General features: G+C 59.0%; 15 protein-coding genes and 3 pseudogenes. 8 read left to right on the plus strand and 10 right to left on the minus strand.

Annotated features, from left to right (window positions below; all coding sequences use genetic code 11):
• Positions 1-92 precede the first annotated feature (92 nt).
• Complete coding sequence (locus ACSFC7_RS26290) at positions 93-1,553, minus strand: aldehyde dehydrogenase family protein (protein ID WP_436348262.1); 1,461 nt, start codon at positions 1,551-1,553, stop codon at positions 93-95.
• 165 nt (positions 1,554-1,718) lie between these two features.
• On the opposite strand from ACSFC7_RS26290, the gene ACSFC7_RS26295 reads away from it, so the two are divergent.
• The 3 genes and pseudogenes from ACSFC7_RS26295 to ACSFC7_RS26305 all read left to right on the plus strand — a co-directional run bounded on the left by ACSFC7_RS26295 (position 1,719) and on the right by ACSFC7_RS26305 (position 5,369).
• Positions 1,719-2,783, plus strand: a complete 1,065-nt coding sequence (locus ACSFC7_RS26295) for an amidohydrolase family protein (RefSeq protein ID WP_436348264.1) — start codon at positions 1,719-1,721, stop codon at positions 2,781-2,783.
• 596 nt (positions 2,784-3,379) lie between these two features.
• Positions 3,380-3,984: pseudogene (locus ACSFC7_RS26300) on the plus strand (IS6 family transposase).
• A 56-nt stretch (positions 3,985-4,040) separates the two neighbouring features.
• Positions 4,041-5,369 (plus strand): phenylacetate--CoA ligase family protein, encoded by a 1,329-nt coding sequence (locus ACSFC7_RS26305; protein WP_436348265.1) that lies wholly within the window; start codon positions 4,041-4,043, stop codon positions 5,367-5,369.
• Positions 5,370-5,432: 63 nt separating this feature from the next.
• On the opposite strand, the gene ACSFC7_RS26310 is transcribed toward ACSFC7_RS26305, so the two are convergent.
• The 7 genes and pseudogenes from ACSFC7_RS26310 to ACSFC7_RS26340 form a co-directional block, all read right to left on the minus strand.
• Entirely contained in the window at positions 5,433-7,493 is a 2,061-nt protein-coding gene (locus ACSFC7_RS26310) for a hydantoinase B/oxoprolinase family protein (protein WP_436348266.1), read from the minus strand.
• A complete protein-coding gene (locus tag ACSFC7_RS26315; protein ID WP_436348268.1) occupies positions 7,490-9,637 on the minus strand; it encodes a hydantoinase/oxoprolinase family protein in 2,148 nt (715 codons plus the stop codon). Before ACSFC7_RS26315 ends, ACSFC7_RS26310 begins: the two co-directional genes overlap by 4 nt.
• Entirely contained in the window at positions 9,634-9,990 is a 357-nt protein-coding gene (locus tag ACSFC7_RS26320) for an acetone carboxylase subunit gamma (RefSeq protein ID WP_436348269.1), read from the minus strand. Before ACSFC7_RS26320 ends, ACSFC7_RS26315 begins: the two co-directional genes overlap by 4 nt.
• Before the next feature lie 44 nt (positions 9,991-10,034).
• The gene (locus tag ACSFC7_RS26325; RefSeq protein ID WP_436348271.1) at positions 10,035-11,009 is read right to left on the minus strand and encodes a uroporphyrinogen decarboxylase family protein; all 975 of its coding nucleotides are present in this window, start codon (positions 11,007-11,009) and stop codon (positions 10,035-10,037) included.
• On the minus strand, positions 11,006-13,033 hold the full coding sequence (locus ACSFC7_RS26330) for a hydantoinase/oxoprolinase family protein (protein WP_436348272.1): 2,028 nt from the start codon (positions 13,031-13,033) through the stop codon (positions 11,006-11,008). The genes ACSFC7_RS26325 and ACSFC7_RS26330 overlap by 4 nt, the downstream gene beginning before the upstream one ends.
• A 476-nt stretch (positions 13,034-13,509) precedes the next feature.
• The gene (locus tag ACSFC7_RS26335; protein WP_436348274.1) at positions 13,510-14,298 is read right to left on the minus strand and encodes an IclR family transcriptional regulator; all 789 of its coding nucleotides are present in this window, start codon (positions 14,296-14,298) and stop codon (positions 13,510-13,512) included.
• Between the two features lie 414 nt (positions 14,299-14,712).
• Positions 14,713-14,883 (minus strand): annotated as a pseudogene (locus ACSFC7_RS26340) (IS630 family transposase); the annotation flags it as partial.
• A 282-nt stretch (positions 14,884-15,165) separates the two neighbouring features.
• Here ACSFC7_RS26340 and ACSFC7_RS26345 point away from each other — a divergent pair.
• Positions 15,166-15,747, plus strand: a pseudogene (locus ACSFC7_RS26345) (IS6 family transposase).
• Between the two features lie 25 nt (positions 15,748-15,772).
• On the opposite strand, the gene ACSFC7_RS26350 reads toward ACSFC7_RS26345, so the two are convergent.
• Complete coding sequence (locus tag ACSFC7_RS26350; RefSeq protein ID WP_436348275.1) at positions 15,773-16,408, minus strand: IS6 family transposase; 636 nt, start codon at positions 16,406-16,408, stop codon at positions 15,773-15,775.
• 79 nt (positions 16,409-16,487) lie between these two features.
• Between ACSFC7_RS26350 and ACSFC7_RS26355 the strand changes: the two genes are divergently transcribed.
• Positions 16,488-17,330, plus strand: coding sequence for an IclR family transcriptional regulator (locus ACSFC7_RS26355; protein ID WP_436348277.1), 843 nt, complete (start codon positions 16,488-16,490; stop codon positions 17,328-17,330).
• A gap of 30 nt (positions 17,331-17,360) precedes the next feature.
• On the opposite strand, the gene ACSFC7_RS26360 is transcribed toward ACSFC7_RS26355, so the two are convergent.
• Positions 17,361-18,716 (minus strand): APC family permease, encoded by a 1,356-nt coding sequence (locus tag ACSFC7_RS26360; RefSeq protein ID WP_436348279.1) that lies wholly within the window; start codon positions 18,714-18,716, stop codon positions 17,361-17,363.
• Between the two features lie 406 nt (positions 18,717-19,122).
• On the opposite strand from ACSFC7_RS26360, the gene ACSFC7_RS26365 reads away from it, so the two are divergent.
• The 3 genes from ACSFC7_RS26365 to ACSFC7_RS26375 all read left to right on the plus strand — a co-directional run bounded on the left by ACSFC7_RS26365 (position 19,123) and on the right by ACSFC7_RS26375 (position 22,725).
• Positions 19,123-20,595: an aldehyde dehydrogenase family protein gene (locus tag ACSFC7_RS26365; RefSeq protein WP_436348281.1), complete on the plus strand. Its 1,473-nt coding sequence runs from the start codon at positions 19,123-19,125 to the stop codon at positions 20,593-20,595.
• Positions 20,596-20,684: 89 nt separating this feature from the next.
• A complete protein-coding gene (locus tag ACSFC7_RS26370) occupies positions 20,685-21,770 on the plus strand; it encodes an alcohol dehydrogenase catalytic domain-containing protein (RefSeq protein ID WP_436348282.1) in 1,086 nt (361 codons plus the stop codon).
• Between the two features lie 109 nt (positions 21,771-21,879).
• A complete protein-coding gene (locus tag ACSFC7_RS26375) occupies positions 21,880-22,725 on the plus strand; it encodes an MBL fold metallo-hydrolase (RefSeq protein ID WP_436348283.1) in 846 nt (281 codons plus the stop codon).
• Positions 22,726-22,731: the final 6 nt, after the last annotated feature.

The raw sequence follows: 22,731 nt of genomic DNA on the forward strand, positions 1-22,731 counted from the left end.
CGGGCTCGTTTTTCGACACTCGAGTCACTCGCGCTCGAGTGCCGTTCTCGATTCCGGCACCGGGAGAACAGTAGCGGTCCGCTCGAGGCGACTTATCCGTCAAGCGCGCTATCGGATGCGTCGCCGTACTCGATGTTGACGGTCTTGAGCTGCGTGTAGTGGTCGATCGCCTGCATGCCCTTCTCGCGGCCGAGGCCGCTCTTCTTGTAGCCGCCGAACGGCGTCTGCGGGTACGAGCCGGAGTACTGGTTGACCATCACGCTGCCGGCCTCGATCTCGTTCGCGACGCGGTGTGCACGACCGAGGTCGTTCGTCCAGACAGTCGCGTAGAGGCCGAACTCGGTGTCGTTGGCCCGACGAATCGCTTCCCCCTCCTCTGAGAACTCATAGAGGGTGATCACGGGCCCGAAGACCTCCTCACAGGAAATCGGTACGTCGTCTGCAGCCCCCTCGATCACCGTCGGCTCGTAGAAGTGCCCCTCGCGATCGGGCGCTTCGCCGCCAGTCAAGGCGGTCGCTCCGTTCTCGAGGGCCTCGTCAACGTACCGCCGGACCTTCTCGAGGCCGTCTTCGGAGACGAGCGGTCCGAGATCGGGATTCTCAGCGCCCGGTCCGATCGAGATCGATTCGACAGCCTTGCGGAGGGCGTCGCGGAACCCGTCGTAACGGTCCTCGTGGACGAAGATCCGCGTCGTCGCGAAGCACACCTGGCCGCTCATTAGCGTGAGCGCCTTCATCGCGCCCTCAACGGCGTCCTCGAGGTCGGCGTCCTCGAAGACGATCGCCGGGCTCTTCCCGCCGAGTTCGAGCGCCGTCGGAACGACGTTGTCGATCGCGGCCTTCCCGACGGTCTGTCCGGTCGAGACCGAGCCGGTGAACGTGATCTCGTCGACACGGGAGTCGTCCGTGAGCGCGGCGCCCGTCGTCACGCCGTCGCCGGGGACCACGTTGAGGACGCCATCGGGGAGGCCCACTTCCGTGGCGAGCTCGCCCAGTTTCAACGGCCCGAGCGGCGCCTCCGGCGCGGGCTTGACGACGACCGCGTTCCCCGCCGCGAGCGCCGGACCGATCCCGCGACAGCAAAGCAGGAGCGGCGCGTTCCACGGCACGATCTGTGCGCTCACGCCCAGCGGTTCCTTACGCGTGAACGCCTGCTGGTTGCCCGGAACGGGGATCGTCTCGCCCTCGATCTTCGTCGTCAGGCCAGCGTAGTACTCGATGTAGTCGGCCGCGCTCGCGGCGAATCCCTTCGACTGACCGATCGGTCGGCCGTTCTCCCGCGTCACGAGCTCGCCGAGTTCGTCGGCGTGGTCACCAATCGTCTCTGCGAACCGCCGGAGGAGCCGACCCCGTTCGGACGGATCCATCGCCGCCCAGTCGGATTGCGCGCGTTTCGCCGACTCGAGGGCGTCGTCGACGCCCCGCTCACCGCTCTCGGCGACGGTCGCGGTCGGTCCGCCGGTCGCCGGGTTCTCGACGTCGAACGTTTCGACGCCATCTCGGTGCTCGCCGTCGATGTATACCCCGTGGTAGTCGGAACGCTCCTCTTGCATGGGTTGTTAATCCATCCCATTTCACAAAGAGTCTTCGCCTCGAGACCGGCGTCTCGTGTCTAGAGGACTCCGACGGCTCGGGAGTCGACGACAGACGGCGGTCATCGTGTGGGATGTGGTACCAGGGATAAGACTAATAGGTTCCGCTACAGATATCACAACACTATGAATCAGACGATTATTGATGGCGAGTGGCATAGTGCCGAGTCCGGCTCGGAGATTCGAGAATACCTCTCGGACGAGGAACTCCGAGAGAACGAACGGTCGGGGTACACCGCGGGCCCAGATGACTGGGGCCCGATCCAGTGGGACGGCTGGGATCGGAGCGCCGGCGGCCGGAGCTCGATCGAGATCCATCAGTCCGACATCGAGGTGGCCGAGGACGTCGATACCGTTCGGGAGCGGTTAGGTATCGATCGAGTCGTCTTCTCGCCCGGTCAGTTCCGGATGACGACGATCCCCGCGCAGGACAAACAAGTGCCCTACATGCGAGCGCTGAACGATCTGACCGTCGATCACTTTGCAAAGGGAGACGGGACGTACTACGCGAAGCTGTTCGTCATGGGGGATCACCCGAAGGAGAGCGCCGAAGAGATCGAACGCTACGCCGACGAGGACGGAATCGTCGGCGCCATGATCACCGACGTCGGGCCGACGTTCCCGATGGGGCACAAGAGCTATGAACCCCTCTACGAGGCGGCCGAGAAACACGATATTCCGATCATCCTCCACTCGACGACGGGTATCGTAGCCGGCTTTCCCATCACCGGAATGCAACCGACGAACTTCGCAGAGTTCCACACGCTCGCGCACACGGTGCCGAAGATGTGGCACGCGAACAGCCTCATTCAGCGCGGCATCCCCGAACGATACGACGTCGACATTGGGTTTTGGGAGGGTGGCATCTCGTGGGTGCCTGCCCTCGCCGAGCGACTCGACCGCGAGTACCTCGAACGCTCGAGCGAGTTCGCCGACCTCTCGCAGTTACCGAGCGAGTACCTCTCCGAGTTCTACTACGGCACGCAACCGCTTCCCGAGCCGGAGACTAAAATGATCGACTTCGTCGACCTGATCGATCGAACCAATCTCGAGGATCAGATCGTCTACACCTCCGATCGACCGCACCAGGACTTCGACGCTCCGGCGGCGGTCGACAACATCGAAGGACTGAACGACGAGCAGCGACACAAGATCTTCAGCGAGAACGCCACTGAACTATTCGGACTGTAAACGCTCATACCGCCTGTCGTAACGGCGGCAGCAGAGCCAGGGTTACGATGTGGACTCCCGCCCGGAACGTCCCTGGCGAGCGACTAGCCGCTGGTCTCGTTCGCTTCCGTGCCATGCGTGCCCTGTTCTTTCCCGAGATGGACGGCGGAGTCTGCATCGACGCTGCTCTCTCCCATCGACCCGTTGTCCACTGGAGGACCGACCTGCTGCCGGGTGTCTCGATCCTGCCTCTCGATGACCGTATGGGGAGGCGGCCCGCCGGCTCAAAACCGTTGCTTCCAGCAGCTATCGACGCTGTGTCGCGAAAACTCTCCGAGATCCGGTTCGAGTGTCGCTGTTTCGATCTGCATACACTGTAGCGTCCTCACCGGTTGCTCGATTTCTGCACGTCCCTTCGCCATGGGTTCGGTGTATTCCCTAATCATTCGTCGTTCGGTATGTGCGAACCGATATCCGTCTGCTTTTCTGGGAAGCGTCCATAAGATCGCATAATCCATTCTTCTGAAAACTAGGTGGTGTTCAGATAAGGTTGAAGGAGTGAGGCGTGGCGTTTTCAAAGTGATTCATGCCCGAAAACGCCACGCCTCACTCCTAGTATCGGCCAGTTCGACTTGGATTTTGTGGAGCGCGAAGCAACACCGCGGTTGTTGATGAAGCTCAGTATTCAGCTCTATCTTGCTGGACTCTCGCTTTCGAATACTGTTCGAGTTCTCGATATATTCGGTGTAAATCGGGTACGATCGACCGTTCATAACTGGGTTCTCAAGGCCGATCTACAGCCCGATTCTGGACGGGGTCCGGATCACGTTGCGGTTGACGAGACGGTGATCCGACTCGACGATGAACAGTACTGGCTGTACGCTGCCGTCGAGCCAGATTCGAACGAATTACTCCATACAAAGCTTGAACCGACTAGAACCAAGATGATAGCAAGTTTGTTCTTCACGGAATTACGCGAGAAACACGATGTCGATGACGCAGTGTTTCTCGTCGATGACGACAAGTCACTGAACTACGCCTGTCAACGACATGGTCTCGATTTCAGATGGAGCGACATGGAAATCGGAACAGCGTCGAACGTGTCTTTCGAGAGGTGAAACGACGAATCTCCTCGTTTTCAAACTGCTTCAGTAACGCTCATGCAGAAACTGCTTATCAGTGGCTCACCTCATTCGCCTTCGCATGGAACCAGCTTATCTGAACACGATGGAATACTCGCACCTCAAATTTAACACAGTTCTCGTAGTAGAGTGCGTCATGGATAACGTGTATGCATCGATAGAGACCAGGCCATGGGGCGAAGTCGAACAGATACACGAAGACCTCCTCAAGGACCAGATCGAGTATCTTGCGTCAGAATCCGAGTATTACCGGCGAAGATTCGATGCGTGGGAGATCAGTGCAGACGAGATTGATTCGTTAGAGACACTACAGGAGGTCCCGTTGACAACCAAAGATGACGAGCGCGCCTGTCAGGCGGAAACGAACCAGGACCAACCACTTGGTGAACACCAAGCAGTTCCAACGGAATCGCTGAGTCGGACGATTTCGTCATCAGGGACGACCGGAAAACCGACGTACTTCGGTCTGACTGAACGCGACCGAGAACAGTGGAACAAGGTGCTAAAGCGGTGTTTTCATACCGCAGGGATCCGGTCAGAGGAAACGGTTATCTTCGGCGTCGGACAGACGATGGTCCCAGGCGGGACGCCGTACTTCGAGGGGCTAACGGAGTTGGGATGTAACGTCGTTCCTGCGGGCGGTGGCACTACCGACCGGCTCCTCTCGGCGATTACCGATCTCTCGGGAGACGTGCTCTTTACGACGACCTCGCACCTGCGATACCTCTCTGAGAACGCTCCGGAACAACTTGGACACGGCGTCAACGAGTTACCGGTGACGAAACTGATCGGCGGCGGCGGGCCCGGAATCGCGACTCCTGAAATCCGTCAGGAGCTTTATGAAACGTGGGACGCGACGACCGTCCGAGAGATCATGGGGCTGGGCGACGTCATTGCCTGTCTCTGGGCAGAATGTGACGAAGAAGATGGAATGCACTACCACGGACAGGGCCACGCTCATGTCGAACTGATTGATCCCGAGACGGAAGCGCGAATTCCGTTCGAAGACGGCGCTGAAGGAGAACTCGTCTATACACCGTTGCGGCGCGAAGCGACACCGCTGTTGCGGTTCCGGTCCGGTGACGTCGCACGGGTAGCCGGGACGTCGTGCGCCTGTGGTCGAACATCACCAAAAATTCAGTGTATCGGGCGAGCGGACGACATGCTCATCTATAAAGGGATGAACGTCTTCCCGTCAGCGCTTCGTGACGTCGTCTCAGACATTGAGGGACTCTTACCCTACGCGCAGGTGGTCGTCCCCGACGCCGATACGGTCCACTTCGAAGAGCCAATCCCGATGCGGATCGTCGTCGACCCGGAGACCGACCGCGAGACGGAAGAAATCGTCGACGATGCGGCGATGGCAGTTCGCTCACAGCTGAAGGTGCGAATCGACCCGCAGCCGTCTTCCCTCGAGTCGATCGAACTCTCCGAGTACAAAGCTGATCTCGTCGTCGAGGGGTAGTCCCGTCCCTGCGATCAGTGTTCGGTTTGTGGTGAAAACGAGGATGAAAGGCTGCGTGGTGTACTACTGTCTCATTACCGGACTTTCCTTCTCGCCGTCAGGCCAGCTTCCGTAATGCTCAAGGATGTCTTCGTCCGGCTGCTTTTGCTCCCACTCGTCGATGAACTCGTTGAACGGCTGTGCGTCTTCGAGTCGCTGCTGGCGGAACTCCTCGCGTCGGCGTTCGGTGGCTTCTTCGTCAACGGTGAGCGTCTCGTCGTCGTACTCGATCTGGTATATATCCGTTGCGGATCGATGACTCACGCGATCGTCTTCGATGTCGTTCATAACGGCTTCTGGATCGCGCTCGAGTGCGTCACCGTAGCCGCAGCCACCGCCGGAGTGACCGACGAAGAGGTCGCCGTTCTCGTAGGGTTTCGACTCACGAACGTGGCTGGTGATGTTGTACTCGGCGTCAAGCGTCTGGTCCTGTAACAGCTCAACAAGATCATCGGGGACGTAGTCACCGTTTTTCATTCGCTCTTTCAGGTCCGAATCTGTGATTGTGATACCGGGGATGGTACGCGGGGCGTACCCACCGAACAGCCCCTGACCGGTCACGAGCTTCGAGTTGTGACAAATTGAGAGCCACTCGACGACCGGCACGTGGTGCATCATGTAGGCAATCTGCATGCCGATGCCGCCACGGTGTTTGCCGTGGCCACACGAGTCCGTGCCGTGGCGGAAGTACTGGTGAGTGAACGGATACTCATTCTCGACGAACTCCATGTTGGAAGCGTGACCGAACGGACACCACGGGAAGATCGCCTCATCCTCGCCGTCGCGGCGAGCCTGGCCACCGGTGCCGTCGGTGTTCAGCGCGTGCGACATCAGGTCCGCAACGGGCTCCCCGTGCTGGTTCACGCCGCCGAAGGCGTATCCGGGCCCGGTGTTCGCCATCGGGGCCGTGACGTGCTGGTTGTCAGCCTCCTCGTCGTACATCGATCGCGAGAACAGCGTCGTCGTCGAATCCATGATCACCTGATTTACCATAACCGCCTGGACCGTCGACGCCTCTGGATCGGGATAGAGGACCGATCCCTTCGGGATGTGGAAGTCGATCAGATCATACGTCCCGTTGCTCTTCGGAAGATCGTGAAACGGAACGCTGAACAGGTAGTTCGCAGTGTGAGCGATCGAGGCGACCGGCTGCGAGTTAAACGAGCCGTCATTCTCCGGCGAGGTTCCCGTGTAGTCGATGGAGATCTCCGGCCCCTCCTTTTCCATCTCAGCGTTCAGCCGCCAGAGCCCGTCCTCGTAGCCGACCGTATCGGCGAAGTGGACAGTCCGGAACGTTCCGTCGTTCCACTCGTCGACCCGTTTTTTCGCCCCCTGGCGGGCTTCCTCGATGTTTCGCCGAATGAGTCCCATGAAGAAGTCAGGGCCCTGCTTATCGATGATGAGTTCCTTGATCCGCCGTCGAACGCGGTCGCAGGTGGTGACTCGAGCGCGGAGGTCGATCTCGTGCATTCGGGGCGCCCGGGAGATGAAGTTCTTCTGCATCTCGACCATGTCACTCTTGAGCTTGTAGTCCTCGCCGATCTTGATCGGCGAGAGCTTCATCCCCTCATCGTGGCGGGTGCGCGCGGAGATTGGCATTCCACCGGGTTCGATGGCGCCTGTTTCCGTCGTGTGTGCAGCAGCGGACACCCACGCCATGATCTCTCCGTCGTGGAAGACGGGCATGAACGCGATCTGATCCGGGTTGTGAATGCCGCCGTACAGCGCGTCGTTCGCGTAGAAGACGTCTCCGGGTTCGACGCCGACTGTCTCGTCGTCCGCGAAGTTATTGATGACGTACTTCAGCGGCGGAATGCCCGTAACCACGTGTAAGTACGCGCCGGCCGCCGAGTCGACGAGGTCGCCCTCCGGCGTGTAGACCGCGACGGCGAGGTCACGGGCGGCGATGAACTGCGAGACACCTGACCGAACAAAGACGTCCATCCCCTCGTCGAGGATAAGGCGGAGGCGCTCGGAGTAAATCTCGTAGTCGCCGTGCTCCAAGTCGTCCATGCAGGCCAGTTCGTCCGCTGTCGGTTCTTCGAGGTCGAGCCAGTCGATCAGTTGATCTCGGTTAACAGTCATTGGGTATCACCGTCGGTTTCGAGGATGCCGTTTCGGTACTCGTCTACTCTGTACGTCCAGCCGTCCGGAACCGCCGTCGTCGTGTAGTCGGCGTCGACGACCGCAGGACCGTTGACCGCCATTCCGGCCCGTAGATCGTCGTACTCGAACGCCGGCGTCGAGACGTAGTCGTCGCGGTCTTCCCAGAAGATGTCACGCGAGCCGCTGCGGGCAGGAGACGGATCGGTATCGCCCGGCGAAGTAGTCGGGAGGTCGACGTCCGACCCAGAGACGCGCGCTCGAAGGGCGAAGTTCTCGACGGTAATCCCGTGACTAGGCGTCACCGAGTACGAGGAGAAACGGTCCTTGTACTGGTCCATGAAGTGGTCGCAGATCGCTTCGACGTCCGCTTCGTCATGGATTTCGACTCGGGGCGACTGCACTCGCGCGACGTGAATCTGCCCGCCAAAGCGCATGTCGAGCTCGAGGTTGTACGTGATGTCGTCCGGATCGTATCCCTCGCTTTTGATGTCGCGCCGTCCCTTTGCCTGTAGCTCTGCAACGGTCTCGTTGAACGACTCGTAGTCGGGGCTGTACTCGGCTTCCTCGCCCGACTCGCGAAGGTACATCGAGCGGGACTGTTCGTAGATGTGTAACGTGTCCATCGTCGCCGATCCCATCGCACAGAACACCGGCGAGTACGGTGTCGTAACGACGGTATTGATGTCGAGGTACGACGAGTACGAAGCCGCGTGGAGCGGGCCCGCGCCGCCGAAGCTGTAGAGGATGAACTCACGCGGGTCGTGTCCGCGGAGCATCGTCTCCTTTCGAACGGTGTTCCCCATGTTCCCGTCGGCGATACGCCGGATCTGCGTAGCCGCTTCGGTGACATCCATTCCGGCGGGATCCGCGACGTGGGTCTCGATGGCTTCCTCGGCGCGTTCGACGGCCAGCCGTTGGTTGCCGGCGTAGAACTTCTTCGGATCGATGTAGCCGAGGACGACGTCGGCGTCCGTCACCGTCGGCTTCGTACCGCCGCGGTTGTAACAGGCGGGGCCTGGATCGGCGCCGGCGCTCTCCGGACCGACCTTGATCCGGCCGCCGAGTTCCTGATTGACCGAGGCGATCGAGCCACCACCTGCGCCGATGGATTTTGACTCGATCATCGTGCCGGAAACGCGCCACCGGTCGATGATCGGCTCGAACTCGTAAGACTGGACGTCACCCTGGGTGAGAATCCCGATATCGAAGCTGGTGCCGCCCATGTCCGTCACGACGGCCTTGTCATACCCCAAGAGGTCACAGAGGTACTCGCCGCCTTTCAGGCCCGCGACCGGACCGCCGTTGAACGTCTCCACGGCGGTCGTCTTGTAGGACTCGGCCATACCGCCCGTGTTGTGAAGCATCTGAACGTCGCCCTCGTAGCCGTGAGCCTCCAGTCGGTCTTTGATGTCAGCGATGTGCTCTTGCATCAGTTCCGAGAGATACGCGTCGAGCAGCGTCGTGTTGGTCCGCTCGTACTCCTGTTTGGTCGGCATGACCTCCGAGGAGAGAAATACCGGAATGCTCCCGAGATACGACGGCGGATACTCCTCGCGAACGAGTTCGCGGATGCGCTGCTCGTGGTCGGGATACTCGTACGACCATAGCAGGTTTACGATGAGCGCTCGAGCGCCCTTATCCACGAGATCGCGAATCTGCTCGCGGGCGTGTTCTTCGTCGAGCGGTCGGAGGACGGCCCCCTCACTATCGACGCGCTCGCGGATGCCGTTGGTTCGAGAGTCTGGAACGAGATACTCCGGTTTCTTCGCGTCGGAGATGTTGCGCTGTTCGTTATCAGTCAGGCCATCGGCCCACCGCGGTCCGCGACCGATCTGCGGATAGTCCTGTACGCCGGCTGTAGTGAGAAGCCCGAGCTTTGGCCCCTTCCGTTCGATGAGCCGATTCATGGCCGTCGTCGTCGAGTATCGGATCGAATCCACCTCACCGATGAGGTCCTTGAGGCCGAGATCAAGCTGGGTGGCACACTTCTCGATTCCCTGGAAGAAACACTCCGACATGTCGTGCTCCGTCGTCGGCGTCTTCGCCGAGACCACCTCGCCGTCGTGGACGGTGAAACAATCAGTGAACGTCCCGCCTGCGTCAATGTTAATTTGAGTTGTCATTCGTTGTGTTCCTCCGTGAGTTTCTCGACATCGAGTTCGGTGTCGTGCGTGATCGGATGTCCCGGTGGGAGGTACTCGTTCTCGATCATGGTTCCACAGCCCGGACAGTAGAACTCGACGATTCGCACCCAGTCGGGGTCGGGTGCGAACGAGTACTCTTCGTTGTCGATGATGGGCGGATGCACCTCTCGCGGGTTTCGCTCGTTGACGAGACAGCCGCGTTTGTAGTTCTCGTCTGCCGGCCCCAGCGTCTCCTGGCATTGGTTGCACTGCCACTGCTCTGCTGTGAGGTCGACCTCTAGGTATTCGGCGACCTGTCGAACACGCTTCGGTTGATTATTAGTATTTGTCATAGTCTGTGTCGTGATCTGTCTTGCGTCTACCGTCGGTTAGCACACTATTCATCGGACCGTTGACGTCCGTCATTCACCGCTTGCAGTTTGGTCGGATGACTATCAGGCGGAATCTCTCGGCCGCTGGCGAGGAACACCGACTTCGGAAGCGCGTCGTATCGGTCAGCGACGGCCGACCGGATGTCATCTGGATTCTCATCGAGGAGCGCCGCCGTTATCCCACCGCCGACGCGAACGTCGGAATATCGCTCGGCCGTTTCGCCTGGCGCGTCGGTATCGAGCAAGACGCCCGCAGGATCGGCCGCCTCGAGGACAGTGTCGATCGTCCCTTCGGCGTAGCCGTTCGGGGCGACGAGGAGCGGCGTATTGTAGAAGCTAGTGATGTTATCGAGCATTTCTAGCGTATCAACGGTTACCGTCGCCGCGTCATCGCTCTCAGTTTCGCCGGCGAGTTGATCGACATCCTCGTAGACGAGGATCACGTCGACGTCCGCTTTCCCGAATTCGCGGCCGAGTTCGCCGACGGCAGTTCGCACCGGCTTGGTCCACTCGTCCTCAAGGGCAGCGTCCTCACCGAACGCCGTCTCGAGCGTAGTGAGTGGACCGGGAACCACGCCGACGATTGCGGGCTCGTCGAGGTTCGTCGCCAGTCGTTCGCCGACATCGGTTACGACCGGGAGCCGTCCGCGTTCCTGAGCCGTCGTTGGATCGGCCACGTCGGTCGAGGATTCGACCGGCTGAACCACCGTGAACGAATCGGTGGCCTCGTCCCACTCGACGCCGGCACCCAGTGCCTCGGCGACGAGCGTCGTATCGATCCCAGTACAGACTGCGTCGGGTTCGAACAGTCGATACGCGCTCTGGATCGCGTTCGTCTGCTGAGTCGCGTTCGAGAGGAAAATCTCCGTCGGAAGCTGATTGATCGTCGCCGCGAGTCGCCCGATCAGCGGCAACCACGGCTGTGGCGCCGCCTGACGTCCGCGGAGATAGTCGACTATCGGTGGACTGTGTCCGCTCATCGTTCGATTATACCATGTCCGTATGCGTCGACCTCGAAGGTCCACGCGTCGGGGATCACGTACGTCGTGTCCTCGGCTTCGATGATCGCACGCCCGTCGATGACGTTTCCCGGCTCGAGCTCCTCGCGCTGGAAGACATCCGTCTCGGTCCAGCCGTCTTCCGGCCAGTAGGCGTCTCGGGCGGGCTTTCGGGCGTGTTCCGAATCGTCATCCTGAAGTCCCCGTTCGGTGAAGCCCTCGGTCTCCACCGGACCGGTCGCCGTGAGAACTATCGTATCGAGTTCGACGGGCGATCCGGTTCCGGCATCGACCTCCTCGAGCGCTTCCGAGAGGTCAGCCGGTGTGTCGATACGGTTCGGAATTGAAACCGATTCGACTTCGCCATCGACGCGCATCAGCATCGTAAGATCGAAACTGACCTCATCGGCTTCGAAACCCTCGCCGCGCATATCCTTCGTCGCTTCCGTTTCAAGTCTTTCAACGGTCTCGTTGTACGCGTCGACGGGGACCGTCGGCTCGTCCGGAGGCGACCGTTCGCCAAACGCCGCCGTATAGCGGTGTTCGACATCGAGGGTCGCGCCGCCGAACGCGCTGAACTCCGCAGCGGCCGGCGCCGTGATGATTCGTTTGATCCCCGCCTTCTCCGCGAACGTACAGCAGTGCATCGGCCCCGCACCGCCGTACGCGATAAGCGTCGTCTCGTCCGGGGAAATTCCATCACGCAGCTGGCCGGTGATTGAGGCGGCGATATTCTCGTCGACACGCTCGCGGATACGGAGCGCCGCCTCTTCGACCGACAGGTCTAGTTTCTGGGCGACAGATCGTTCGATCGCATCCTCAGCACGATCGGCGTTCAGCTGTTTGTCGCCGCCGAGGAAGTAGTCGGGATCGATGTAACCGAGTGCAACGTCGGCGTCGGTCGTCGTTGGTTCGAAACCGCCCAGATCGTAACAGGCAGGGCCCGGTTCGGCGCCGGCACTTTCCGGGCCGACCGTAAACTCGTCGTCGTCCACGGACGCGATACTTCCACCACCCGCCCCTGCCGTGTGAACGTTGATCATCGGCACATGGACCGGCAGTTCGGCGACGTCCGGCCCGAGATCACGGTCGACCGACTCGCCCGTGATCGTCCCGATATCGATGCTCGTCCCACCCATGTCGGTGCTAATCACCGACTCGAGGTCGTAGAGGTCGCGAAACGCCTTCGCGCCGAGCACGCCGGCTACCGGTCCGGAGTTGTACGTGTGAAGCGCAACGGTCTTCGAAACGCCTGCAACTCCGCCGGTCGATTGGCCAACGAGCAACGGGTTTCCGTATCCACTGTCACGGACGTCGTCTTCCGCCTTATACAGCGATCGAGCCATCGGACGGTGGATGTACGCGTTGATGAGCGCCGTGTACGATCGCTGGAGATACCCCGGCCGACTACTGACCTCGTTTGCTGTCAGGACCTGATTCGGCCCGAGGTAGTGTGGCGGGTACTCCGTTTCGATGATCCGGCGCGCCGCTTCCTCGTTTTCCTCGTTGTAAAACGAGTTCGTGAGGCTGATGACGAGAAGCTTCGCACCGCGGTTCATCAGCGTCTTCGCCGCCTCGAGAACGTCTTCTCGTTCGACCGGGTCGACGACGTCACCGTCGGAATCGACCCGTTCTGGAATACCGACGACGAGGCTTTCGTCGGTCAGCGCTGAGACGCCCGCGTCGTCGCCCGTTTCGACGTCGAACAGTTCTTCCGTCCGGCCGTCGGTGACGATCAGCCCGATCTGTGGACCGGACCGTTCGATGATCGTATTCGTCCCGATCGTCGTCGAAAACCGAATCACATCGGTATCGATGAGAAACTCCTCCGTCGAGAGTTCGAGTTTCTCAGCCGCTTTGTCGATACAGTTCCGAAAACAGACCGTCAAATCGTGGTCCGTCGTCGGAACCTTAACCGTCGTGGACCCGTCAGGATACGAGACGTAGCCGTCGGTGAACGTCCCGCCAGTGTCAATACTGACGTAGTGTGTGTCTTGGTCTGACATCGCACATCGAACACCAATGTCAATACCAAACTTAATTGTTTCCCCGATATAAGGGAATATTCGGCAAACTAAAACAGTCGGAACGAGTGATCCAGAACGGTGGTGACCTCAGATCGAAGTCCGATAGCGACTGAGCACACGATAAACTACTAGAACCCCACAGCGTGTCATAGAATGGTCCTCATGGTTATCTACGTATTCGGGGCCGGCAGCTCCCAGACAGTCAAACCCGTTCTCACAGTAGCCGGCCACTCTGAGTCGAATTACGGTCGGTAGGTGCGAAATATCGGAATATATGAAAGAATGAGCTCCATCAGACGGGCTCTTAGATTTGTGCACCGGGTGCACGAACTTCTAAACCTGTTACGCCGTGAAACAGTAATTAGATCGACTATTGTGTGGGACGTATTCTATGACATGCTCAGAACCCCAACCAACCATCACCGACTGTCGGGTCAGCTGACGAGTGTTGGAGGCTACTGGTCTCCGTTGGCCTGAAGATTAATTTCGATATTGGTCGCCGCTCGAGTCACGAGTTCCGGAAGTTCATCTCGGAAATACGAACCGCGCCAGTTACTCGCAGCACCGGAGACGCTCACGGCACCGATAATTCCACCTCGGCTATCGATAACCGGCGCACCGACGGCCCGAATGCCGCGCATTTGCTCCTGATCGTTGATTGCGTACCCTTGTTCGCGAATCTCAGCTAATTCGTCTACTAGCTCGGAGAGATCGGTGACCGTGTTTTCGGTGAACTTCGGAAGCCCGTGTTCCGCTGCGATCATTCTAACTCGCCGCTCCGGGAATCGGGCGAGAATCGCCTTTCCGCCCGCAGTACAGTGGGTGTGTTCCTGTGGTTGGTCTCGCTTCTGAGCGTGAAAGTCTCGGCCAATCGCGTTCTCACCGAACGCTTCGTACAGAACAAGCAATTGACCGTCGTATTCGGTAAGCAGGTGTGCGACGCCCCCGGTTGCGTACGCGAGGCGATCGACCTCACCTCTGGCCGCCTGATAGAGAGAGTGTTCAATTCGGACGTGTTCACCGAGGGGCAGCAGTTCTGGCCCAAGAGCGTACTCGTTTTCCTCCTGTTTAACGAACCCCGCTTCACGGAGCGTCGCTAGATACGCGTGAACAGTTCCGGCGGAAAGGTTGAACTCGGTCGCCAGTTCCGTAACCGTTGATGGACCGACTTCCCGGAGATACATCAGGAGTGCACACGCTCGTTTGACTGACTTGATCCGCCGCGAGGGTGTGTCGGTCGTCATAGCTCGATCCTTGGAGCGCCGTACTTAATTAGTTTGGTAGTTCACTGTCCGTACTGGAGATCCGTGCTGACCAACTTCGTTTTCGCATATATCAAATCTATCGATCGATACTGGCGTTTATATTCAAACTGTCCGAGTAGGACACGCCAAGTCGTTTACGGCCATACATATGTAAATATCAGTGAGTGCCTGAACAGCGTTTCCTTGAGCGAATTTCAGAGTGTAAGTTGAGCATCACGGTTAGAAGTATCATTTTTCTTATATATCCGTGTATTAATTTCTCACAATCGTCTGAAGGATCTGAAACAGTATATGAACATACCCATTCGATAATCACGAAAGGTGTAGCAAGATTGCAGTTCCGAGACGACGTCAGTGACGGCACCGTCTAGTACAGTCCAAACCGTCGAATGACTAGTTCTCCGCCTCCTCGATAGTCGGATAGAGACGGTGAAGTTTCGTTCGAGCATCCTCATTCGTGAATTGCCAATTGATCGTGACATCCATCTCATTGCGCTCAGCTTCCCACGCAGCGACCTCCGACCGGAGGGTCGCTGCGTCAGGGATGCGGCGGTTGAGACACTGTGTCTTCCTAAAGAGAGGCGCTCAGAGGAGATAACCTAGTCTATACACAGTTGGGAAGGTACTAGACGGTGCTACATAGCTAAATCGCTCTTCGGCCTGTTCAATCGCCATTTTTGCGTTGAATCGCTTCAATTCGAACGCGGCCAGGGAGCTAATAATGTTGGGATACTCGACAAGGCGCTGTTTCGTTACGTGTGAAAAGTGAGGCGGTCAGAATTCTAGGTGTCCATGCCAGAATTCACCCGCCTCAACGGTTCTAGTAGCGGCGTTCAATGAGATTTTGTGGAGCGCGAGGCGACACCGCGTGAGCTGATGCGATTGAGTATCCAGCTCCATCTGTCCGGATTATCACTTTCAGATACTGTTTCTACCTTGGAGAGATTCGGTGTCGAATGAGCGAGATCGACAGTCCATAATTGGGTGCAGAAAGCCAGTCTACAGCCGACAACGGGAAAACAGCCGGATTACGTTGCGCTTGACGAAACCGTGATTCAACTCAACGATCAGCGCTATTGGCTGTACGCGGCTATCGATCCCGAAACAAACGAATTTCTCCATGTCAAGCTCTATTCAACGCGTACAACCGCACTTACTGAGATGTTTCTACGCGAACTCCAAGAGAAACACGACGTCGAAGATGGTGTATTTCTCGTCGATTCAGCACCGTGGCTCAAAGCTGCACTCCATCATCTCGGGCTCCGACTTCGATACGAGAAACATGGAAATCGGAACGCTGTCGAACGTCTCTTCCAAGAGATAAAACGCCGTACCTCCCAGTTTGGAAACTGTTTTAGAAACGCCGATCCAGCAACCGCTGAAACATGGTTGCAGAGCTACGCATACTGCTGGAACCAGCTAATCTGAACAATGCCGGTTGCTACGGTCGTGTTTAGTTTGTCGCATTGTGCCAGACGGCGAAGGCTTGGAGCCACGATTCTGCTGTAGATGGTTGTGCGTGACTAAAACAGTTTGAGAACGAAGAGGTGCGGCGTTTTATCTCACGAAAGACACGTTCAACAGCGTTCCGATTTCCATGTTTTTGGTATCGAAATCGGAGCCCGAGATGATGGAGTGCAGTCTGGAGATGCTTTGCCCCATCGACGAGAAACACGGCATCGTCGAGGTCATGTTTCTCAGTGAGTTCCCGCAGGAATCGTTCTGTCAACGCGGTCGTAGTCGTCGAATACAGCCGCATATGAAGTATATTGTTCGTTTCTGGATCGACAGCACTGTACAGCCAATAGCGATGTTCGTCAAGTTGAATCACCGTTTCGTTAAGCGCAACGTGATTCGGTTCCCCATCAACTGCCGGCTGTAGATCACATTTGTGAACCCAATTGTGGACTGCCTTGCGGCTGCGTTCGACACCGAACTTCTCTAATTCTCGAACGGTATTCGAAAGTGAGAGGAGAGCAAGATGGAGTCGAATACCGAGTTCCATCAGCTGACGCGGTGTCCGTTCTCGCTCCACAAAACTCAAATCGATCCAGTCGCTACATCCGTTGAGGCGGTCGATTTTTGCCATAGACCAGCACAAAATCGCACCGCCTCACTTTTCACGCTTAACGAAACGGCACCGTCAATGGTGGTATAGTAGACAGCTATTGACCGCCCGCCGGAGTCGAATCGAACGGACGACAGAGAGGGGTAGTTTCATACGAATAGGCACTGTTACCTCCTGTATGCCGGACATCAACGACGGAAACAATCTGAACACGATCGTGAAGGCGACCGAAATAATCGAGGCGATTAGGGAGTTAGACGGCGCCACACTGACGGAACTCGCCTCGTATCTGGACATGGCGACGAGTACGATCCACGACTACCTTCTCACGCTGGAGAACATCCACTATATAACGAAAGAAGACGGCGAGTACCGCCTTAGCCTCACGTTTTTTACGTACGGAATGCACGCCAAGCAATCGGTCGGGATCGTCGATATAGCGAAGCCCATTCTCGAGAAGGTCGCCGACGAGACGGGGGAAAAGGTCTGGTTAGTTGTCGAGGCGTTTGGCAAGTCCGTCCTGCTGGAAGAGGCGACGGGGGAGAACGCGGTACCAATGGAAGCTGACGTCGGCAACAGGGTCGACATTCACTCCGTCGCGGGTGGCAAAGCGATCTTAGCCTACAGAGACGAGTCACACATCCGAAACGTGATCGACCGGCACGGGTTGCCGGCGAGGACCGAATACACGATCACGGACGAGGAGGAGTTTCTCGACGAGTTAGAAACGGTACGGGAAAACGGATACGCGGTCAACCGGCAGGAGTCCGTGCTCGGTCTCCGCTCTATCTCCGCACCGATTCGAAAAGACGGCGACGTAATCGCGGCCATAAGCGTCGCAGGGCCGGCACATCGACTTACTGACTCACGGATAGACGGACAGCTCTCAACGTTGTTGCTCGAGTCGAGTAACGAGATCGAACTCAAGACGAAGTATTCGTGAGTGCAATCGGACTCTTCGCGGTGTTGGCCGTCAATCGGCACTGAGATCGGCATTTCGAGTCGGAATGATGTCCGCTTGTTTCCATCGGACGGCGTAGAACGCCGTTCCGACCGCAACCAACCCGAGGTAGATGAGAAACGCGAGTGGCGTCTGGAGGGAGACGTACACGAACGACACGGCGTTGATTGCGACCGCACCGATCGACGCGCGCCGGACGATCGTCGGCGTCAGGTACCAGGTCGACTGCAACGCGTCCTTCTCGAAGAGTTCCGGGAACTGGTTCGGGAGTCTGATGCCGATCAGCGGGCCGATACTGAACGTCGTCAGGAACGCGAGCGTCAGGCACGTTGCCAGGACGTTGAGCGGCAGGTTCAGGAACGTCGTCGCGACTGCGATCACGTAGAGGACGACGAGGAAGTACATCGGCTCGCCGTGTTTGTTGGTCCTCCCGAATACCGACGGGATCAACCCGTCGGACGCGGTTGCCTTGACGTAGCGATTCATGATCATGATGAACACGATGTCGGACGTGACACCGGCCAACACTGCACCGAACCCGACTAGGAGCAACAGGCTCGAGGGTAGGTACTCGAGAGCGACGAACGCGAGTGTCTCGCCGGCGAGTTGCGTGTGCGACACGATACCGACACTGACGAGACCGATCAGGATCGCGGCGGTGATGTTCGCGACAGCGGCGATCGTGATCGACTGGGTGACCTTGTTCTTCGCGTCTTCCACGCCGCCGGTGAAGTCGATGGTGTAGAACGAGGCGGCGGCGATCCCGTAGAGCAGGGCGAACGCCGCGCCCATGCCGCCGATGCTCGACGGGGCGATGGGAGTCAGATTGCCCGTGTCGACGGAGCCGAACCCGGGAAGGACGATCGCGGCGATCGACATGAGCAACAGGGCAGAGAGAACGATCTCGACCCATCCGATCAGTCGGAGCCCGAACCAGACGACGACGAACGAGAACGTCATCATCAGCAGGACCAACTGCTGGACGCTCAGCATCGGGACGAACGCGTTGAATATCTGCGCTCCCGGGATCAGAATGTACTGGATAATCACGACCGCGCCGAGACTGGTCATGACCCAGACCGCGAGCCACCCGACGAGCTGACTCGCGGACTCGTTCTCGGGGAAGAGAAACCGCGTCGGGTAGAAGTAGTGACCGGCCGAGGTCGGCCACGCCTTTATCAGACTGAAGTACGACGGAAACGAGAGAAAGATCGGGACGGCGGCCAGGACCCCGAGAAGGACGACGGCAGGGCCAGCCATGGAACCGGCGACGACCGGCGTTACCCAGACCCCACCTCCAATACTGATACCGATTGCGGCAGCGATGCTTGCGATGAAACCGATTTTCGTTTCTTCTATCTGACTCATGTGCTGATCTGTGATTTGTTATCGTGGGCCGTATATCGTCTCCAGCACAACCGGCCATCTGCGATGACCGATCCATGCCAGCTTACTCCTTGATACCGTGACCCACACTACCCGCTACCAATATATAAAACCCACTGCTACGCGACGTATCGATCATGACAGATTTCGTCGTGGGTTGGTGGTCTGCATCCCCCTTTATTCCGATAATAACGGAACGTGGCTGTAGGCCTCTCTATCGTCTGTCTAATACAGCAAACTCAAATAATTTACATCCATATGATTGTAATCTATTTGGCTGGTCTATAATTTGTCCGTCTCTATCGTTCCCTATATCTCGGAACAAGAGGAGCGGTGTAAGACAACACTCAACACAACATATTTAAGCTAGGAGGAGATTCGAACCTGTATGGGTGTAACGTTACCACAGCTGAGTCGGGACTGTCAGGACCTGTTCATCGACGGGGACTGGTGTCAGCCGACCACCGGTGAACGGCTCTCGATTTCGAGTCCGATCGATCGGTCTACCATCGCGGCCGTGCCCGCGGCCGGGCCCGACGATGTCGACGCTGCCTACGACGCGGCGACCGCCGCCCAAAACGACTGGGCCGACGAGACCCCCACGGAACGGGCGGCGGTCCTCGAACACGTCGCGGAGCTCCTCGAGGAGCACGAGAACGCCATCGTCTCGGCGCTCGCGGTCGAAGCGGGTAGCACCGGGATCAAGGGCCGCGTCGAGGTCGAGAACGCCGCTCGCTTCGTCGAGTACGCGGCGACGCTCCCGTTCGAACTCCTCGGTGAGACGGGTCCGTCGTCGGTTCCCGACAAGGAGAACCGCGTGCGACAGACACCGGCGGGCGTCATCGGCGTCATCTCGCCGTGGAACTTCCCGCTCTCACTGACGATGCGAGCGGTCGCACCGGCGGTCGCACTGGGGAACAGCGTCGTCATCAAACCCTCAAGCGAAACGCCGATGACGGGTGCTCTACTCATCGCCAAACTGTTCGAAATGTCGGGGGTTCCAGACGGCGTCGTGAATATCGTCACCGGTCGCGGTTCGGACATCGGCGACGAGATGGCTGCGCATCCGGCTGCCGATGTTATGGCGTTTACCGGCTCGACCGGCGTCGGCCGTCGCGTGTCGAAACTCGCGGCGGAACAGCTAACTGAGCAGGCGATGGAGCTCGGGGGGAACAACCCCCACATCGTTCTCGATGACGCGACCGTCGACGACGCCGTCGACGCTGGCCTCTTCGGGACGTTCCTGCACCAGGGGCAGGTCTGTATCTCGGTGAACCGCCACCTAGTACACGAATCGATCTACGACGAATACGTCGAATCGCTCGCGACGCGGGCGGCGGCTCTCCCGGTCGGTGACCCGCGAGACTCCGAGACCGTGATCGGGCCGATAATCAACGAGAGCCAGCGGGACGAACTCGTCGAGTACATCACCCGAACGGAGCGGGAGGGCGGCGAGATCGTGACCGGCGGCGAGTTCGAGGACCTCTACGTCGAACCGACCGTCATCTCGGGGGCGACGAACGAGATGGCCGCGGCCTGTAACGAGCACTTCGGTCCGATTGCACCCGTGATCCCGTTCTCGTCGGACGACAAGGCAGTCCGAATTGCGAACGATACCGAGTACGGCCTCGCCGCCTCCGTCTACGGCGGCGACCTCGATAGAGCGACGGCTGTCGGCGAGCGGCTCGAGACCGGGATGGTCCACATCAACGACCAGCCGATCAACAGTAACCCGCACATCCCCTTTGGCGGCCGAAAGGCGTCCGGAATGGGGCAGTTCAACGGGGACGCGATCGTCCGGACGTTCACCGAACCGCAGTGGATCTCGGTCCAGCGCGAGCCGCGGACGTACCCGTTCTGAACATGACACTGAAACTAATCCGTACGATGGATCGCGAAACACCGAACACAACCGCTGACGTATTTATGCGTCACATCCGAACATAATCTATGCACGAAATCGATGCGGCCGTCATGCGAGAACCGGAGCGACTGTCCTACGAGTCCGTCCAGCTCGAGGAACCGAAGCCGGAGGAAGTACTGGTCGACGTCCGGGCGACAGGCGTCTGTCACACCGACTACCACGCGTACACGAACCAGGAGATCGACTGCCCGGTCGTACTCGGTCACGAGGGCGCTGGCGTCGTCGAGGCGGTCGGCGACCGGGTGACCGCGGTCGAGCCCGGCGATCACGTGGTCCTCTGGGTGCTGCCGTCCTGCGGGCACTGCGAATACTGCTCGTCCGGACAACCGTACCTCTGTCCGAAACATACGGAGACCCGGGGTCGAATGCCGGATGGAACGACGCGACTCCGCGGCGATGACGGACCGATTAACCAGTTCTTCGCGCAATCCTCGTTCGCGTCGAAAGCGGTCGTTCCGGAGCGGTCAGCCGTCCCGATCCGAACGGACGTCCCCTTCGAAATCGCCGCACTTCTGGGCTGTGGCATCCCGACGGGTATCGGTGCCGTCACGAACACTGCGGACGTCGGCCCGGGCGACGATGTCGCCGTCTTCGGCTGCGGGGGTGTCGGCGCCAGCGCGATCCTCGGTGCCGACCTCATCGGCGCACGGTCGATCGTCGCCGTCGATATCGAGCCGGAGAAGCTAGACGCGATGCGCGGACTCGGTGCGACCGATGTCATCGACGCATCGTCGACGGACCCGGTCGAGGAAATTCACCGGTTGACCGGCGGGGTCGACTACAGTTTCGAGTGCATCGGTCGACCACAGACGCTGGAACAGGCCTTCGAATCGCTGGGTCGGGGCGGGACCGCCGTCGTCACGACGACCAAAGACACCGGGACGTTCGAGATCGACGGCGGAGCGTTCCCACGAGGCGTGAGTATCGTTGGCAACATGGTCGGTTCGATACGACCACGCGTCGACGTCCCGAAGCTGGCGAATCTCTACGCCGAGGGACGACTCGATCTGGACGCCCTGCTGACCGACACCTATCCGCTTCCCGAACTCGACGAGGCGTTCGACGCTCTGCGCGACGGGGACGGAATCCGGAACGTAGTCCGGATGGCGTGAACACATTCCGGGGACGGTCGCTTTCTACTGGGCGATTCGATCTCGCCGCGTTCGCGATACCGTCGCCTCGACCTGAACTTATTTACCGCTCCAATCGGTACGGGATACTATGCGCGTTACGCTCGTTGGAACGGGGAGTCCTATCCCCGTCCTTGACCGTGCCGGAACGTGTCTCGTCGTCGAAACCGACGACGAGACGTTCATGATCGACTGCGGTCCGAACACGGTCCATCGCTTGATAGAACAGGAGATCAGCTACGGGGAGATAACTGACCTCTTCATCACACATCACCACCTCGACCACAACGCCGCGTTCTACAATTTCGTGTTCACGAGCTGGGCGCAAGGCGGTCGGGAGTCGCTGACGGTCTACGGGCCCGACGGGACCGATGCGCTCGTCGACTCGATGTACGACATCTACGAGGAGGATCTGGAGTACCGGAAAGACATCTATCCGACGGCGGGGATCACTGACATCGATACCGTTCAGATAATAGATGGGTTCTCGACGACGATCGACGGTCACGACATCGAGACGCTCGGCGTCAGCCATTCCATCGAAACGTACGCGATCAAAGTGACGGCACCCGACGGACGGACGTTCGTCTTCTCCGCGGATACCAGCAAGATTCCGTCGCTGAAAGAGTTTGCCGGTGACGCGGACGTACTCGTTCAGGACGCCTGTATCGGACCGTACGACGAGGATCAAGTCCCCGACGATGGGCTCGTCTGGGAACAGTACTGTACCGATACGCCCTACAGCAGCGACGCGGTCTACGAGAGCCACTGCACGGCCGCGGACGCCGGCGAGATAGCGAGCGATGCCGGCGTCGACACGGTCGTACTCACGCACCTGATGCCCTACCGTGACACGAACGAGATGCAACGCCGCGCCGAACAGTCGTTCGACGGCATGGTCATCGTTGCCGAGGACGGACTCGAGTTCGAGGTATAGCGTCGC

The organism is Natronorubrum halobium, assembly GCF_051351675.1.
Lineage (GTDB): Archaea > Halobacteriota > Halobacteria > Halobacteriales > Natrialbaceae > Natronorubrum.

Bases quoted from the DNA above. Each gene is read 5' to 3' on its own strand.
- ACSFC7_RS26290 (WP_436348262.1), bottom strand. From the start codon at position 1,553: ATGCAAGAGGAGCGTTCCGACTACCACGGGGTATACATCGACGGCGAG.
- ACSFC7_RS26295 (WP_436348264.1), top strand. From the start codon at position 1,719: ATGAATCAGACGATTATTGATGGCGAGTGGCATAGTGCCGAGTCCGGC.
- ACSFC7_RS26305 (WP_436348265.1), top strand. From the start codon at position 4,041: ATGGATAACGTGTATGCATCGATAGAGACCAGGCCATGGGGCGAAGTC.
- ACSFC7_RS26310 (WP_436348266.1), bottom strand. From the start codon at position 7,493: ATGACTGTTAACCGAGATCAACTGATCGACTGGCTCGACCTCGAAGAA.
- ACSFC7_RS26315 (WP_436348268.1), bottom strand. From the start codon at position 9,637: ATGACAACTCAAATTAACATTGACGCAGGCGGGACGTTCACTGATTGT.
- ACSFC7_RS26320 (WP_436348269.1), bottom strand. From the start codon at position 9,990: ATGACAAATACTAATAATCAACCGAAGCGTGTTCGACAGGTCGCCGAA.
- ACSFC7_RS26325 (WP_436348271.1), bottom strand. From the start codon at position 11,009: ATGAGCGGACACAGTCCACCGATAGTCGACTATCTCCGCGGACGTCAG.
- ACSFC7_RS26330 (WP_436348272.1), bottom strand. From the start codon at position 13,033: ATGTCAGACCAAGACACACACTACGTCAGTATTGACACTGGCGGGACG.
- ACSFC7_RS26335 (WP_436348274.1), bottom strand. From the start codon at position 14,298: ATGACGACCGACACACCCTCGCGGCGGATCAAGTCAGTCAAACGAGCG.
- ACSFC7_RS26350 (WP_436348275.1), bottom strand. From the start codon at position 16,408: ATGGCAAAAATCGACCGCCTCAACGGATGTAGCGACTGGATCGATTTG.
- ACSFC7_RS26360 (WP_436348279.1), bottom strand. From the start codon at position 18,716: ATGAGTCAGATAGAAGAAACGAAAATCGGTTTCATCGCAAGCATCGCT.
- ACSFC7_RS26365 (WP_436348281.1), top strand. From the start codon at position 19,123: ATGGGTGTAACGTTACCACAGCTGAGTCGGGACTGTCAGGACCTGTTC.
- ACSFC7_RS26370 (WP_436348282.1), top strand. From the start codon at position 20,685: ATGCACGAAATCGATGCGGCCGTCATGCGAGAACCGGAGCGACTGTCC.
- ACSFC7_RS26375 (WP_436348283.1), top strand. From the start codon at position 21,880: ATGCGCGTTACGCTCGTTGGAACGGGGAGTCCTATCCCCGTCCTTGAC.